Origin of the sequence: Colwellia sp. 1_MG-2023 (genome assembly GCF_030546755.1) — a bacterium.
Classification (GTDB): Bacteria; Pseudomonadota; Gammaproteobacteria; order Enterobacterales; family Alteromonadaceae; genus Thalassotalea_H.
Genome location: NZ_JAUOPE010000003.1, coordinates 130206 through 146008, shown reverse-complemented (window position 1 = coordinate 146008; position 15803 = coordinate 130206). Strand labels below are relative to the sequence as shown.

Here is a 15803-nt window from a genome sequence, read left to right as displayed (position 1 = left end):
TTCGTATAACCTCTTATTCAATCGTATCAATGTTTGAACGTTCAAGCGCTAATAGTAAGTTTTTACCTAGGATATTATGCGATTGAAATTCAACCACTCTTTGCTCACCTTGGTAAGCCATATTAATGGTAATATCTGCATTAGCCAATAGACCATTGCCTTTTTCTGGCCATTCAATAAAACAACAACAATTTTCATTAAAATAATCACGAATACCCATAAACTCTAACTCTTCAGGATCTGCAAGTCGATAAAGATCAAAGTGATAAACTTGCCAGTCAGCTAAATCATAAGGCTCAACTAAAGTATAAGTGGGACTTTTCACATGACCATCATGCCCCATGCCTTGAACGAAGCCACGAGTAATTGTTGTTTTTCCAGCGCCTAAATCGCCATTTAAATAGACCACAATCCCTTGATTAAGTTCGCCTTTTACAATATTCGCTATTGTTTTCCCCATGGTGACTGTTGCTTGCTCATCAACTAATGGGAAACTACAACGATATGTGATTACATTATTGTTCATGAAAGTAAAAACACCTCAAAAGATAACCTGTTGAATGAAAAAAATAGCATTTTGCTGTTCTTCTATTTTAACTTGGTATTGGCCATTTTATTTTTAAGAAAAACGCCGAATAAAATGCAAAGTAAATAACAAGTTTTCAGGTTAGATAGTACATTAATAATGAAGCGATTATACCCGAATATAACGACAAAAATGTATAGACTGATAATATTTTATTTACCCGCTTCCAGCTTTTGTGCGCGATATAAACATTGTGATAAACTTTCAACTAAGGTTTGCAACTAGCATGTAACGCTCATTACAACGGCGGCTTTTATTATCAACTATCAAGCATTAGCAGAGAAAATCAAAATTTGGGGAAAGGAGCTGGGGTTTTCTCAAGTTGGTTTTAGTGATATCGATTTATCGTCCCATGAAAAAGCGTTAACCAACTGGTTAGCAAAAAACTACCACGGCAACATGGATTACATGGCCAAGCATGGTTTAATGCGTGCTAGGGCTAATGAATTAGTACCCAATACCATGAGCGTGATCAGTGCGCGTATGGATTATTTACCAAGTGATGCAAAATTTGCTGAAACCTTAAAAAACAAAAATAAAGCTTATGTTAGCCGTTATGCGTTGGGGCGTGATTATCACAAATTAATGCGAAAACGCTTAAAACAGTTAGGTGAAAAAATAACCAATTATTGTCAACAATTTAATTATCGTCCTTTTGTCGACTCTGCCCCTATTTTAGAACGCCCTTTAGCCGAAAAAGCAGGTTTAGGTTGGGTAGGAAAACATACGTTATTAATCAATAAAGACGCAGGGTCTTGGTTTTTTCTTGGCGAATTATTGGTAGATATTCCTTTGCCTGTGACTGAAAAAGCAGAAAATCAATGCGGCAGCTGCGTGTCGTGTATTAAAATTTGTCCAACTCAAGCAATTGTCGAACCCTATGTCGTTGACGCACGAAAATGTATTTCTTATTTAACCATAGAGTTACGTGAAGCCATCCCAGTGGAATATAGAGCAGCCATTGGTAACCGGGTTTACGGTTGTGATGATTGCCAATTAATTTGTCCATGGAATAAATTTGCACAACTTACTGCGCAAGATGATTTTCAGCCTCGACAAAATTTAGATAATATCGAGTTATTAGCCTTATTTTCGTGGGATGAAGAAGCTTTCTTACGTAAAACTGAAGGCTCTCCAATACGGCGTATAGGGTTTGAATGTTGGCAACGAAATATCGCGGTAGGTCTTGGCAATGCCGATTACCATCAAGATATTGTTATGGCTCTTGAACAACAATTAATAAAAACAACTCCAATGGTCGCAGAACATATTGAATGGGCAATTGAGCAGCAAAAACAAAAACTTAAAGCTCAAGAAAATAACCTTCCTTTTATCACCGAAAATGAGAGATTGTCAGGACGATTAATTCGCTCTGTAGAAAAAGGGTTGCCTAGAGATGCATAACATTCGTCGTGCTGTAATACTGAAGTTAACCTTCTACTCTAAAAAAGCTTAACCACTTAGTTTTAACTTGCTCTACCGCTTCGGCTGTTTTTCCTTCAAGTTTTGATTGATCAAATAATGCTAAGGCTGTATCAGCGTATTCTAAATATCGATCTTCTAGACTATCTTCTTCTTTCATTGTTGTGATAATTTTCAACAGACTTATAGAAAACTTAATACTCGTTGGGGCAAGCTGAATCGCTTGTATAACTGCCTCTAATGCAGGTTTAAGTCGTTTCTTTTGAAAATGCTCAACAGCCATATCGTGCAGCTGTTTCGGAGTAAAATGAATATCTGAGCGTTCTTGCGTTTCTTGTTCGACATACTTATTGACCACTTGGCTCGTTAATGAATCACCAGAAATTTGGTTTTTGATAGATTCAAGTAATAGCATAGCTTCTTCACGCATGCCTAACTCATGGTATACCTTCACTTTATCAAGATTGTCTTCAATTAATTCAGTAGGACGAATTGAGACTTGGTTTTCAACCATACGTTTGGCTTTTTCAGATTGATCTTGTGCATTTAATATTCGTGCTCGTGTGACCGTAATTTGCTCTTTAAATAAATGCGCATCTTCATAGTCACGCTCTAGTTGCTTAATGTACGTTTCCGACTGTTTTAAAAGTGCATCCGCACTACCATCCGTTATTGTGCAAGCTAAGTCTATGCCTGAACGAATAACATTCAATAATATTTCTGGCGAGTCATGAATAGAATTTTTAGCATTTTTAGCAATGTTTTTTGTCGCTTGATATTGACCGTAATGATCATGGTTTAAACGGGCTAAATCCCAAGATTTTTTATTACGTTCAATATTCCTAGGAGAAAGTGTCGCCGCTTTTCTTATTTCTTCATACGCCAAATCATATTTTTCTTGTTCAATATGATATTGAGCAAGCATGTCATGAGTGGCAAAACGTGTTTCTGGTTTTTTAGATAACGTGGTTAACATGTCATGAATTTCATCAATTCTGCCCTGTTTAAGTAACGACTTAACGTAACCGATATACACCCATGAATGTTTATAGTTTGCCAATAACTCTTTAAAGAAAATCTCAGCCTCTTTAAATTCAAGTAAACTCAAAAGTGCATCGCCCTTCATGCGTAAGATATTCGGATGTAACGGGGCAAGCTCTTTATTTAACAGATGTCGGTCGGCATAATAAATAACTTTTGAAAATTCACGTGCATCAATGGAATGATATAAATTAAAAAGTTTATTTTTTATTTTTAGGGTTTGTTTTAGGCGCTCTTGTACTTTTTTGGGCTGTAGCGGCTTTACCCAAAAATCATCCGGTTGTAATTCAATAATAGAATTCACTAATGATTCATTAGTTTCAGTACTTAAAAAGATTAGCACCGTGCTTTTAGTGACAAAGCCTTTAAATTTCAGTTCTTCTAATAAGTGAAAGCCATCTTTATCACTTTCAACATTGAAAGAACAAACAATGACGTGAAATTTCATTTCTCGGCACAACTTTAAACCAAAATATGCGTTTTGTGCGCATCGCACCTCGCGAACACCAATATCGTAAAGTGCTCTTTTCATCGTATCATGTACTAAAATATTATCATCGATGACCAAAACATTGACACTTTCATAATCATCAAAATAGTTTTTTACTGCTGCTTCCATTAATACGAATCCACATTATCGCCTTAGATTTACCCAATAATCACTCAATAGTATTTTGGTGATCAACTTTACGTTTTTCGCTCTTTGATAAAATAGCGAGTTTTTCTTCTTCATGACAGGTTTGCCAAGCAATTATTTCATTTATATGACGAAAGCAACCTAAGCAAATATCTTTTTCATTTAAACAACAATTGCGTACACAGGGACTAAGAATATTGTTTTCTTTATCAATTTTCATAATCAAAAGACACTAAATATGTTGCACAAACTCAGTTAACGTTTGATATTGTTGAGTTATTAACTTCAGTTTAGCATTTACTTCAGGAAGTGCTTTTTTATTTAAAGCTATCGCCAATTCTTCCGCACTTTCTTTAAGATCTTGAGCGGCTAAAATAGTCGTCAGCTTATTAATTTCAGCCGTGTGTTCTAACGCATGCTGAAAAGCTTTTTCTTTCACCGCCTGAGAAATAGCAGAAATAGCCGCATTGATTTCTTCCATATAATCATCAAGCATAAATGCAGCTATTTCAGGGGAGCCTTGATTAATGGCATAAAGGTTGAGATCAAACGCTTGATGCTCTTCAATGTCATTTGCCGTTAATAAACGATCAATACGCGAAGTGTCAGTATCTTTCACCTTTCCATTAATTTCAGGCGCTAAGTTGCTTGTCTTGCTACTTTCTATTGGAGCAGTCACAGGTTTGTTAGCAGATTTTACTTTTTTATCCAAAGGTATCGCTAACTGCTTTTCTTTTAACCAGGGTGCAAATAATTGAACCAAATTCTGAACGTCTAATGTATTTTTGATATGCGCTTGACGCCAAGCCTGTGTATAAGTTAGTTCTTGCTTCGTTGCCTTTTTCAATACGGTTTCACCCAATGAAAATACGCCACGAATAACGTTTTTTCCCACTTCCATTTTGACAAAAGGCGACGATTCAAACTCCGTTAGCAAAATTAAATATCGCCCTGATTGCCAATGATTTAGCATAATATCAGCCTGGCAAACCAAATGAACTTGAAAACCAAGCCAATGTAATAAACGAGCAAAGTGTTGATATTTTTCAGCAGACTTAACCGCAAGTAATACCTCAACTTGACTCGAAGCAAAACGATACTGACTAAAAACTTCAGCAGGAATTTGCAAATTATTGGCTTGGTTTGATGCAATAAAAGCAGCAAGATATTTAACGAAAGTTAATGATTCCAATGGCGAATCACAATATTCAAAAAAGCCTTCACTATGTAAGGCATGTGTAAACGAGGCTTGTAAAACTATAAGCTTAGGCGTGATAGGTTTGGGTAACGTATTTAAATGTTGGTTAATTAAATGGCCATCGCTTTTAAACACTTGCGACGTAAGTATCACGGCATTAATTGGATGATTTGTTAAATGTTTAACATTCAATTGCTTTATCAAATGTTCAACGTGTTCAATAGTTTCTATACTACCCTTGGCAGACTCGACACTGTTTACAATATTAGTGATAGATGTATTCCCGCTGCCTACGAGAATAAATTCCGCTCCATTTAAATCAATTTCTTTCGCTTTATTATCAATTTCAATTGCGTTTTCACCATAAGCTATTGGCATTTCAACAGACAACTTAAACCCTTGTTCGGTGATATTGGCCGTTACATTTTTACAATAAGTTGCCGATAATAACGTGTGTAAATATTGAATTTTTTGTACAACCTTATCACTACCATCATAACCAATAAAAGCGGTAATTAATTCAGGTAATTCAGCGATATTTTTTGGTGGGATCACGTCAAAGGTAAAGCAAATTATTTGCTGCCCTGAATTCTTATCGACAACATCGGCACGTATCCATAAAGTTGCATTAAATTGCTCTAATAAGCACAAACGTGACAAAGCCGTTAATGTTCGATGAAATAAACTTACGTTAACTTTGGCTCGCGACAACACCCGTTTATCAACCACTAGTTGCACCATATTACGTTGTTGATTGGCTTCAACCATTATATTGTGACACAGTACAAACAGTTCATTTTTTGTCTCGACATCAGTGAAGGTTTGAACGCTTCCTTCATCTTGCAATTCAACATTCATTTGCAATTGACTATTCCAATCCAAAATTCTTGTTAACTGACGATATACTTGTAACGAAGTTACATTCGTTCCAATAGAGACATTCTGACTTTGCAGCATAGTTCTGATCAGCATGTTATTCAGTTTTTCAGTACTATCTAGCCATGATTGTCGATGCGTTAATTGTTGTGAACTGAGCTGTAGTTGTAAACTTTCAATTTGCTCAATTAATTCTGCTTGAGTGTCATTTACCCAAATAGTGCCTTGCCATACATTATTTTGTTTAAAAATAGTGAGCGTGATGAGTTGATTGGCGCGACTTTTTACTTCACATTGAACAGTACGTTTATCACGCTCTGCTTGGTGGCCGGCTTTAATAATTGTTTTTAATGCTGAAAAAGAAAAAGCGTGTTGCCAGTGTTTATTAGTTTTCTCTTGTGAAAAAATTAATTGCCGAGCGAACGCATTACCTTGTGAATTTATATCATCACTTAACACATAAAACGCCAATTTCGCTTGTTCAAAAATATTCTTTTGAAGCTTATTTAACTCGTAGCTCAATGCTTGATAGTCATTTTCACTATGTAAGGGATGCACTACATTTTCCACTAATGCGACGAGTTGGTTTTCTTCCGCGGAAACAAGGCTTGTTTTATCGACTTTTTCTCCCGCTAATGTATTTTTAACATGATCTACACAAGCTACATTTTGTTGTTTAATGCGTTTTTTTAGCTGGCTCAATAACCCCCACAAAATAATCATTAACAAGATAAAAATAGAAAAAATTATGAGCTGTAAATGTTTTACGGTAATGGCTGAATCGCCAATGACAAGCGATTCAAAAACACTCGGCATTAATTGAGTTGTATTCACAGGCAAAGCAAGGTCATTACGAAGGTTTTTAAGTTGTAATTGCTGCTCTTGCAATCGCTGAAAATAAGCCTGAGATAATCGAAGATGACCACGCCATTTTGCTAAGGCATTTTGCTCAACAAATAATAATTGATTTAATTTATACAAGACATTTAATAAGGGTGTAGTTAGTTCATTATTGTCATCAAATGCTTGAAATTGAGGCTCCCACAAAGCAAGAGTTTGTAATAACTCGTCAGCAAAAAAATTAAACTCATCCAATGAATATTGTAAATTTAGACGACTAAACAAAACCTCGGTATTTTTTACCGCAAGCGATGTCTGACTTAATAAATTCACTACTTCTGTTAAGTTAGCGTGAGCTTTTGCCCGTGAGGCAGTAACTTTGTCGGTGACTTTATCTTGATTAATCTGTTGTAATAATTTTGCTTGTTGGCTTGTTTTATCTGCTATCTCTTTATTTAATTCACCTAAAACAAGTTGTAACTGAATCACACTGCTTTGTCGTAGCAACGTATTACGCTGATGATTATTCGTGAGTCGTTTAATGTTTTCTTGTTCTGCTTTTTCGGAAAGTATGATTGATTCAACAACACGCGCTTGCTTAACAGATAAGCGTTTCAATTCAGCTAGTTTAGTTAAAAATAATTGATGATTTTCAAGTAAGCTTTTTGATGTTGTATTGTTAATAATCGTGGCAAGCAGATCATTAATTTCAATATATTTTGCTTGTTGTAAATAGCTTTTTTCAATTGCAGGTAGGTGCTCATTTATTAATGTATCAACTTGTTGTTCTCGATACTGAAATAACCAAAGCGCTAATATTAACGAGAATAAGGAAAAACCAAATATGGCAAATATGCGTGGTGTTAATTGCTGAGAAAAAGGAGTCGAAGAATCCATACTTGCTAAAACTACCTATAGCTAGACGTACTTATACGTACATGACAATAAAATAATGTCCTCCAGTTTAGGGATTTATTAGCAAGAATCAAAGGGATTTATCAGAATAAGCAACTTTGCCTGAAAGCGAACGGATTAACGTCGTTTTTTTACCCAAGCCCAATCCATTTTGCATACGATTGGTTGTTCGTTTGATTCATCCGTTATCTCCACGGCAATCACCATATCGCCTTTTTCTTGTTGTAAAATGGTTTGTCGTTGCGCTTCGGAAATCTTGGCAATCGCGGTTAAACTCCCTTGCATGCGGCGCTGATATTCAATGTTCATCGACTTCAATAAAGGAACACTGCCGTCTGGCACATTCATGCCAAAAACAATTCCGGTAGCTGACTCAGCCAATAAAGCTGCCGCTACGGCATGTACACCACCAATGTGATTTTGTACTTTTTTCTTATTTGCTAACGTGATTTCTACTTGTTCATGAGAAACAGATTTAATGTTTATTCCGGTCGTTCCGGCAAACTTCACAGTAGAGCAAAAAAATTTCGTTAGTATGAATGGTCGTAATTTCTTCGGCGCATAATTTACTTTATTAATAAAACGGCTAAAACGATTAGACATAATTCACTCTCTTAATGATTGATTGTTTAAATTGTTGATCGAACTGGTCTGACCTGCAAGTGATATTTATAAAAAAAGCACCTCAGTGCTTTAGTATTTGTAGATGATACAGTAACAATCAATTAAAAATTCGATAGTTAAACCGATAATTTAATTGATAATTTAATTGATAATTAAATCGAGAAAAAATGTTCGCGATACACTTTCAATTCGGCAATAGATTCTCGAATATCATCTAAAGCTAAATGAACACCTTTTTTCACTACTTTATCTAATACTTCTGGTTTCCAACGTCGTGCTAACTCTTTCACTGTACTGACATCTAAGTTGCGGTAATGAAAATAATCTTCAAATTCAGGCATATATTTATTAATAAAACGACGATCTTGACCAATACTATTGCCACACATAGGTGATTGACCTTTAGGAACATATTGCTCAATAAACTTAATGGTTTCAGCGCTAGCCGTCGCTAAATCTATGTTACTTTCACGACAACGTTTAGTGAGCCCCGATTTTCCATGCGTATCAATACACCATTCGCTCATATTGTCTAGTACCACGTCTGATTGATGTATTGCAAACACGGGACCTTCGGCGAGAATGTTCAATTGACTATCGGTGACAATACTGGCGATTTCTAAAATTACATCATGCTCAGGCTCTAACCCTGTCATTTCTAAATCTAACCAAATTAAATTTGTCTTATTCAAAGACATACACTTCCCTTAATGACACTTTACAGATCATAAAACGACTTTATGACAAGTAATTAGATGAATGATGATTTTATCAGTATAATACGTGAGAATTAATCTCGATAAAAATACTTTGTCGTTCACTACTATAAATTAACTTTACAAATAATGAAAAATTCTTGTGGCAAAAGCTAAAAAATTAACCAAAGGCCAAGTCAGACGCATTAAAGCCAATCAAGCTAAAAAACTGCGCAACAAAGTTGAGCAAATTGATTGGCAAGATGACGAACTCGGAGAAGCGCAACTTGGCACTGTGATCAGTCGCTTTGGTCAGCATGCCGATGTTGAAGCAAGCGATGGCGAAATATTTCGTTGTAATATGCGTCGTAGTATTGGTTCAATAATCTGTGGTGACAAAGTGCTTTGGCGACAAGGAAAAGCAACCGAACATAGCATTTCTGGTGTTATCGAAGCGGTGCATGAAAGAGAATCGGTTTTAAGTAGACCAGATGTTTATGATGGCGTAAAACCTATTGCAGCCAATATTAGTCAAATTTTAATTGTTTCATCAGTGTTGCCTGCTTTTAATGCTGACATTATCGATCGTTATTTGGTGGCTGCCGAAGACACCCAAATTAAACCAGTTATCGTGCTGAATAAAACTGATTTATTAGACAGCGAAAACCAAAATGAAATTGAACAACAATTAGATATTTATCGAGCCATTGGTTATCAAATCATTTATGTCAGTAACAAAACACAAGATGGTATTGAGCAATTAAAACAGCAGCTCAAAGCCAACACCAGTGTTTTTGTAGGTCAATCAGGCGTTGGTAAGTCAACACTTACTAACAGTTTAATGCCTGAATTAGCGGTAGTTACCCAAGAAGTGTCAGAAAACTCAGGATTAGGGCAACATACAACTACCGTGGCCCGCCTTTATCATTTTGAAGATGGAGGCGACTTAATTGACTCTCCTGGTATTCGAGAATTTGGTTTATGGCATTTAACGCCAGAACAAGTCTGCAACGGTTTTATCGAATTTAAAGATTTTCTCGGTCTATGTAAATTCAGAGACTGTAAACATCAAACAGATCCCGGTTGTGCTTTAGTGGCAGCTGTAGAAGACAATAAAATTCACCCTAAGCGATTAGCAAGTTTTCAACGAATTTTAGCCAGCTTAAATGAAAACACGCTTACCACTCGTTTCAACGATTAAACCCAACAATAATTAAAAGTATGTAACTTAAGGAAACATCAGTGTCATTAGATAAGTTAAAAATAGCATTACAATATATCATGCCAAAACACGGCCTTTCACGCTTAGTAGGAAAATTTGCTGCTGCCGAAGCGGGTTGGTTAACCACCAGAGCCATTCGTTCGTTTATCAAAGCTTACGATATCAACATGAGTGAAGCTAAACTTAAAAATGCCGAAGATTTTAAAACTTTTAATGACTTTTTCACTCGCGAACTCGATGATGGCGCGCGTACCATTGACGATAATAACATGACTTTATGCTACCCCGTTGACGGAGCGATCAGTCAGCAAGGCGATATTATTGATGGTCAATTAATTCAAGCGAAAGGGTTCAATTATAGTTTAACCAGTTTATTAGGAGGTGATTCAGCTACCGCCGCACCTTTTCAAGGTGGAAAATTTTCTTGTATATATCTTGCACCAAAAGACTATCATCGCATTCACATGCCAATGAGTGGCACACTGCGTGAAATGATTTATGTACCCGGAGAGCTATTTTCAGTTAACCCATTAACGGCAAACAATGTACCCGGATTATTTGCCCGAAATGAGCGTGTAGTGACCATTTTTGATACCGAGCATGGTCAATTAGCTATGGTATTAGTAGGTGCAACCATTGTTGCTAGTATCGAAACAACCTGGGCAGGCACTATTACCCCGCCAGCAGGAAAAGATATTTTTAGGTGGACGTACCCTGCTGATGGCATTGATGCGATTCGCTTAAACAAAGGTGATGAAATGGGCCGATTTAAATTAGGCTCTACAGTCGTAGCTACTTTTTCACCTAATATGATCAACTTCAATGAAACTGCCGGCCCTGAAACAGTGACGCGTTTAGGTGAACATTTCGCAGACATCATTGTTGATAAACACGAAAAATGAAAATAATTGCTCATCGAGGGGCGAGCGGTGAATTTCCAGAAAATTCATTACTTGCCTTTGAACAAGCCATTTTACAAAAAGCGGATGGCATTGAGCTCGATGTGCGTTTTCATACTCACAGTCAGCAATTTATCGTCCTTCACGATAGCTATTTAGATAACACAACAAATAGCAAAGGCCATTTTAGTCAATACTCTCTTGCTGAATTAACTGAGCTGTCTTTAGGTCAAGAACAAAGGTTAATTACACTTTCACAGGCGCTCAGGACAATTGCTGGACGTACACTAGTTAATATTGAAATAAAGTCTAATGGTAGTGATACTGCGATAATAAGTGCACAATTATCTGCACTGAAATCACAGATTAATCAAGCGATTGAACAACACGGTTTTTCAGCACAACAATTTGTTTTATCATCCTTTAACCATCACATCATTAAACAAAGTAAATGCATCTTGCCGGATATTGTCACCGCCGCATTAATTGCCCATAACCCGATAGAATATGCCAGTTTTGCAAAAGCATTAAAGTGTTCAGCCGTTAATCCATCGATAGAATGCCTAGATCAAGCACTGGTGACTAACGCTCATCAATTAGGATTAGAAGTGTGGGTATATACTGTAGATAGACAAGAAGATATAGATTATTGCCAACAAATAAAAGTTGATGCAATCTTTACTAATTTTCCAAAAAAAGTAAGAAATTACTTAAATAATTGTAACGATAATTAAACATTTATTTTCAACAACAGTCATAACCTATTGAAATTTAATACGTTAAAGAAAAAATAAAATAAATTAATATTTATAGTTGCTCATTTTATCAACACGAGATACGATTAAGTTCGTAATATAATTGTAATAAAGCAATTTATCAGATCATGCATTGAGGAATTTTAATGGCTCGAGATAATAATGATATCAAGCCAACTGAAGCAGAACTTACCTTACTGAATATTCTTTGGAAATTAGGCCCTGCTACAGTTAGACAAGTACATGAAACCGTGAGTGAAACTCAAAAAACTGGTTATACGACAGTACTAAAAATTTTACAAATAATGCATGAAAAAGCATTAGTTATTCGTGATGAAAGTAATCGGGCTCATGTTTATGCGGCAGCAAACAGTGAAACCTTTACTCAATCATCTTTACTGAAAGATTTAGTGAGTAAAGCATTTGGTGGCTCAACTTCTAAACTTGTGATGCGTGCGTTAAATAACTCAACAAGTAAAGAAGAAATTGCTGATATTCGTCAGTTATTAAATGAGATAGAAGAACAAGAACAAGAGCAATAACAAAGTCTTAGCATATTAATTTCAAGGACCATAATGGAAAGCGTAATAAGTAGCCCCTTATTATATAATTTAGCCTTAACCCTGATCCATTTTTTATGGCAGGGATGCTTGATTGCGCTATCATTAAAATTTCTTTTAATTCTTACGCCTCATCAGCACTCTAGAACTCGCTATACTTTATCAGCCATTGCGATGATTTCCTGCTTAATCGTTCCTATCGTAACTTATTTTGCAATATATCAGCCGAATTATGTTCAATTAACGACTCAAGCAGACCCAACGCCTTACATGATGAGTACTGCAATATTAGCGAACAATGAAGCAATCCATTGGTACCAAGACATATTCGAAGCGCTGCCTTACGTGTCTATTTTGTGGTTTACTATCGTTACTTTTTTAGCAACAAAATTAACCATTGAATTATACAACGTAAATCAGTTACCTAAACAAGGTACCGTAAGCGCAGAAGCGGCTTTACAACAACGTTTCGAAGAATTGGTAAAAAAGATTAATTTACCTAAAACACCACGCTTATTGATTTCACTGAAAACCGATATTCCAATGGCAATTGGTTGGTTAAAACCCGTTATTTTAATACCTGCTTCGATGTTATCTGGTTTAACCCCTTCTCAGCTAGACATGTTAATTTTACACGAATTAGCACATATTCGTCGCCACGATTATTTAGTCAATTTTTTCCAAACAATCATTGAAACATTACTGTTTTTTCACCCGGCGGTTTTATGGATATCGAAACAAATGCGCAATGAAAGAGAATACTGTAGTGATGATATTGCCGTGAATGTAGCAGGCAGTCCAATTGCCTATGCTCATACCTTAGCTGATACGGCAAATTTATGTCAGACACATCGTCATCACGCAATACCCAACATGGCAATGGCGGCTTCAGGTGGTGATTTAAAACAGCGCGTTGTTAGGTTAATTGACCAACATCATTGTTCATCAAATGATGATTCGGGCAAATTCTTAGCTTCCGTTTTAATTATATTTTCTGTCTTAATTGTCGCCATTAAACCATACTTAAATACCACGGTAATCGATTTCACATCTGGGCGCATTTCGTTCTTTAAGACCGCTAACGATATCTTTAAACAACAACCCACCAATGCTGCTAATTTATCGTCAACCTCTATTGCTCAAATGCTGTTAAAACAAGAGCAAAAAAATAATGAGCAAGCAGAAAACAACAAAACCGTGCAAATAGTAGCACCACAGAAGTCATCGACAGTTATCAGCAACTCGGCTGACGTTAAGACTCAATTACTTGCTAAAACCATTAACAATAAAGCAAATCAAACTTTTGACGCCAAGAGTACAAGCAAACAAAATGTTTCATTGAACAAACAAAAACAACAAGCGAACGCTATCATTACTCAGTCAACTGCACACGTCACTAAACAAGTAAGTAGTGAGTCTAAAACAGAGTCGTTATTAACGACTCAACATGAAAAATCCATATCAGAATTAGCCTTCGATCGCACTGACTCTTCAAATAAGCAATCAAAAATGAGTAATCCTTATTCGTCACAGGTTGCAGCTTTGAACGAGAAGCCTTTATTAGAAGAAGTAAATTTGAATATTGCTGAAACATCAAGCGATAACATTTTGAAACCTCGACCTATATATACAATTTCAACCGCAAAAACAGCCAAAGAAGCACCTAGCACCCCAACAAGAAAAAGTGCTGAAATTTTAAGATCACCCGATCCCAAATATCCATCAACGGCAACGCGCAGAGGTATTGAGATGGATGTAACGGTAAATTTTGTTATTGATACAGATGGTGTGGTAAAAGATATAACTTTTGAACAAAAAAATCGTGTCAGCTATTTCAGAAGTGCCATTAGAAATGCTATGGCGAAATGGCGCTTTTTACCTGCTCAAGTAAATGGGCAACCGGTTGAAAGTAAAATGACAAAAATCTTCTCATTTAGCTTAGCCAATTAACCTTAACTCAAGTTAAGAGTTTCTTAATTTATTGAAATATATAGCTTATATTTCTAGTTTATCTCTAGCTTGATAGTTTTGCTTAATACAAGGCAAATACACTGAAGTTAGTAAAAATAGCTGCTAGAAAAGGGTTTATTAAGCCGAGTTCAGGTTAATTAAAGGGGCATAGCAGTTTCTGTTAGTATTCAACACGCCAATACTGTTGTATAACTACCACAAATACTCTAGCCCCATTAAACGTATCAGAACAATTATCTTCTATGTTTTTTGCTAAACTTCATATACTTTTCACGCTGTTCCGCCGTTAATACTTGCATAATAGCATGTTTGCTTTTTGCTTTTTGCAAAGCCATTTCGGTGAAGTTTGTTTGATATTGACTATGTAATTCAGTAAAGGCTTTTTCATCAAATACCGGCGCTGCCATTAATGATTTCACTTGTTCCTTAAAATCTTTCATCGCAGCTCTATGCTCTTTTGAACTCTGCTTAGTTTGTTCAAAAATCGCTTTGACCTGTGTTTTTTGTTCATCTGTTAATGCTAAATGTTTTGCCATTTTCTTAAATTGACGCATCATTGGGTGTTTTTTACCCTTTTTCATACGCTCGGTTTGCACCGTTTGACTTTCTTTAGCAATAACTTCTTGAACAGGAAGAATGGCTAAGCTGCTTACTAAAATCGTGCCGATTAATAACATTGGTTTGATATTCATAATATATCCTTATTGATATTTAAAAATTAACTTCATGGTTAATATACAAAACCTAACGAAAAGAAACGCAAAGCAGTGTAAAGGTTATGTAAAGTTTCTCAGAAGTAAATTATTGTCAGTTATGATATATAAGTAACAGTAGATAACATAAGACGTGACACTCAAATGACAACACCAGTAAAATTATTGATTATTGATGACGATAAAGAATTAACCAGCCTTTTGTCTGAATATTTAGCCTTAGCGGGTTATCAATTATTTTGTTGTCATGACGGGTTAAGCGGGCTCGAGCAAGCAAGAAGTGATGAATACTCTTTAATATTGCTTGACGTAATGATGCCAAAACTAACCGGCTTTGAAGTATTAAAGGCATTAGGAGGTAAACATACCACTCCTATTTTGATGCTAACGGCAAAAGGCGATGAAGCAGATAAAATACTTGGCTTAGAACTAGGTGCCGATGATTATTTAGCTAAGCCTTTTCAACACCGAGAATTACTTGCGAGAATAAAAGCAATATTAAGGCGTATTGATATTACTAAAAATCAGCAACAACCATCTTCTCTTCAAGACGTGAATTCTGTTTCCTTAAATCACGCCACTCGCGAAGTACATTGTCATGGTCATTTAGTTGAATTAACAGGCACTGAATATCAAATTTTAGAATTATTGATGAAATCTGCTAGCACTATTATTAGTAAAGCTGAAATTTCTGAACAAATTTTAAAAAGAAAACTCAGTCCATTCGACAGAAGTATTGATATGCATGTCAGTAACATTCGCCGTAAATTACTGCCATTTAGTCCTAGTGATAAACTCAAAACTGTTCGTGGTTCGGGATATATTTTCCTAACTGGAGAGGGATAAATA

At 35.9% G+C, this 15803-nt stretch carries 14 protein-coding genes; 7 read left to right on the top strand and 7 right to left on the bottom strand.

Annotation, left to right across the window (positions count from 1 at the left end; all coding sequences use genetic code 11):
• Window positions 1–13: 13 nt before the first annotated feature.
• A complete protein-coding gene (tsaE, locus tag Q4493_RS04490; RefSeq protein ID WP_303449701.1) occupies window positions 14–526 on the bottom strand; it encodes a tRNA (adenosine(37)-N6)-threonylcarbamoyltransferase complex ATPase subunit type 1 TsaE in 513 nt (170 codons plus the stop codon).
• A gap of 297 nt (window positions 527–823) precedes the next feature.
• Here tsaE and queG point away from each other — a divergent pair, with 297 nt between their 5' ends.
• Window positions 824–1990, top strand: coding sequence for a tRNA epoxyqueuosine(34) reductase QueG (gene queG / locus Q4493_RS04485; protein WP_303449981.1), 1167 nt, complete (start codon window positions 824–826; stop codon window positions 1988–1990).
• A 25-nt stretch (window positions 1991–2015) separates the two neighbouring features.
• Here the strand turns inward: queG and Q4493_RS04480 are convergent, their stop codons facing one another.
• The 5 genes from Q4493_RS04480 to orn all read right to left on the bottom strand — a co-directional run bounded on the left by Q4493_RS04480 (window position 2016) and on the right by orn (window position 8837).
• Window positions 2016–3668 (bottom strand): response regulator, encoded by a 1653-nt coding sequence (locus Q4493_RS04480; protein ID WP_303449700.1) that lies wholly within the window; start codon window positions 3666–3668, stop codon window positions 2016–2018.
• A 40-nt stretch (window positions 3669–3708) separates the two neighbouring features.
• A complete protein-coding gene (locus tag Q4493_RS04475) occupies window positions 3709–3906 on the bottom strand; it encodes a DUF1289 domain-containing protein (RefSeq protein ID WP_303449699.1) in 198 nt (65 codons plus the stop codon).
• A gap of 12 nt (window positions 3907–3918) precedes the next feature.
• The gene (locus tag Q4493_RS04470) at window positions 3919–7497 is read right to left on the bottom strand and encodes a hypothetical protein (RefSeq protein WP_303449698.1); all 3579 of its coding nucleotides are present in this window, start codon (window positions 7495–7497) and stop codon (window positions 3919–3921) included.
• Between the two features lie 135 nt (window positions 7498–7632).
• A complete protein-coding gene (locus tag Q4493_RS04465; protein WP_303449696.1) occupies window positions 7633–8118 on the bottom strand; it encodes a DUF4442 domain-containing protein in 486 nt (161 codons plus the stop codon).
• A 173-nt stretch (window positions 8119–8291) separates the two neighbouring features.
• On the bottom strand, window positions 8292–8837 hold the full coding sequence (gene orn, locus Q4493_RS04460) for an oligoribonuclease (protein ID WP_303449694.1): 546 nt from the start codon (window positions 8835–8837) through the stop codon (window positions 8292–8294).
• Window positions 8838–8997: 160 nt separating this feature from the next.
• Between orn and rsgA the strand changes: the two genes are divergently transcribed.
• From rsgA to Q4493_RS04435, 5 genes are all read left to right on the top strand, one after another.
• A complete protein-coding gene (rsgA, locus tag Q4493_RS04455) occupies window positions 8998–10035 on the top strand; it encodes a small ribosomal subunit biogenesis GTPase RsgA (RefSeq protein WP_303449693.1) in 1038 nt (345 codons plus the stop codon).
• Between the two features lie 41 nt (window positions 10036–10076).
• Window positions 10077–10958: an archaetidylserine decarboxylase gene (gene asd, locus Q4493_RS04450; protein WP_303449691.1), complete on the top strand. Its 882-nt coding sequence runs from the start codon at window positions 10077–10079 to the stop codon at window positions 10956–10958.
• Entirely contained in the window at window positions 10955–11689 is a 735-nt protein-coding gene (locus Q4493_RS04445; RefSeq protein WP_303449690.1) for a glycerophosphodiester phosphodiesterase family protein, read from the top strand. Before asd ends, Q4493_RS04445 begins: the two co-directional genes overlap by 4 nt.
• Window positions 11690–11856: 167 nt before the next feature.
• On the top strand, window positions 11857–12252 hold the full coding sequence (locus Q4493_RS04440) for a BlaI/MecI/CopY family transcriptional regulator (RefSeq protein ID WP_303449688.1): 396 nt from the start codon (window positions 11857–11859) through the stop codon (window positions 12250–12252).
• Window positions 12253–12285: 33 nt separating this feature from the next.
• The gene (locus tag Q4493_RS04435; protein WP_303449687.1) at window positions 12286–14220 is read left to right on the top strand and encodes a TonB family protein; all 1935 of its coding nucleotides are present in this window, start codon (window positions 12286–12288) and stop codon (window positions 14218–14220) included.
• Between the two features lie 254 nt (window positions 14221–14474).
• Here the strand turns inward: Q4493_RS04435 and Q4493_RS04430 are convergent, their stop codons facing one another.
• Window positions 14475–14933 carry a Spy/CpxP family protein refolding chaperone gene (locus Q4493_RS04430; RefSeq protein WP_303449686.1) on the bottom strand — a complete coding sequence of 153 codons (459 nt, stop codon included), beginning with the start codon at window positions 14931–14933 and terminating at the stop codon, window positions 14475–14477.
• A gap of 165 nt (window positions 14934–15098) precedes the next feature.
• On the opposite strand from Q4493_RS04430, the gene Q4493_RS04425 reads away from it, so the two are divergent.
• Window positions 15099–15800 (top strand): response regulator transcription factor, encoded by a 702-nt coding sequence (locus Q4493_RS04425; protein WP_303449685.1) that lies wholly within the window; start codon window positions 15099–15101, stop codon window positions 15798–15800.
• Window positions 15801–15803 lie beyond the last annotated feature (3 nt).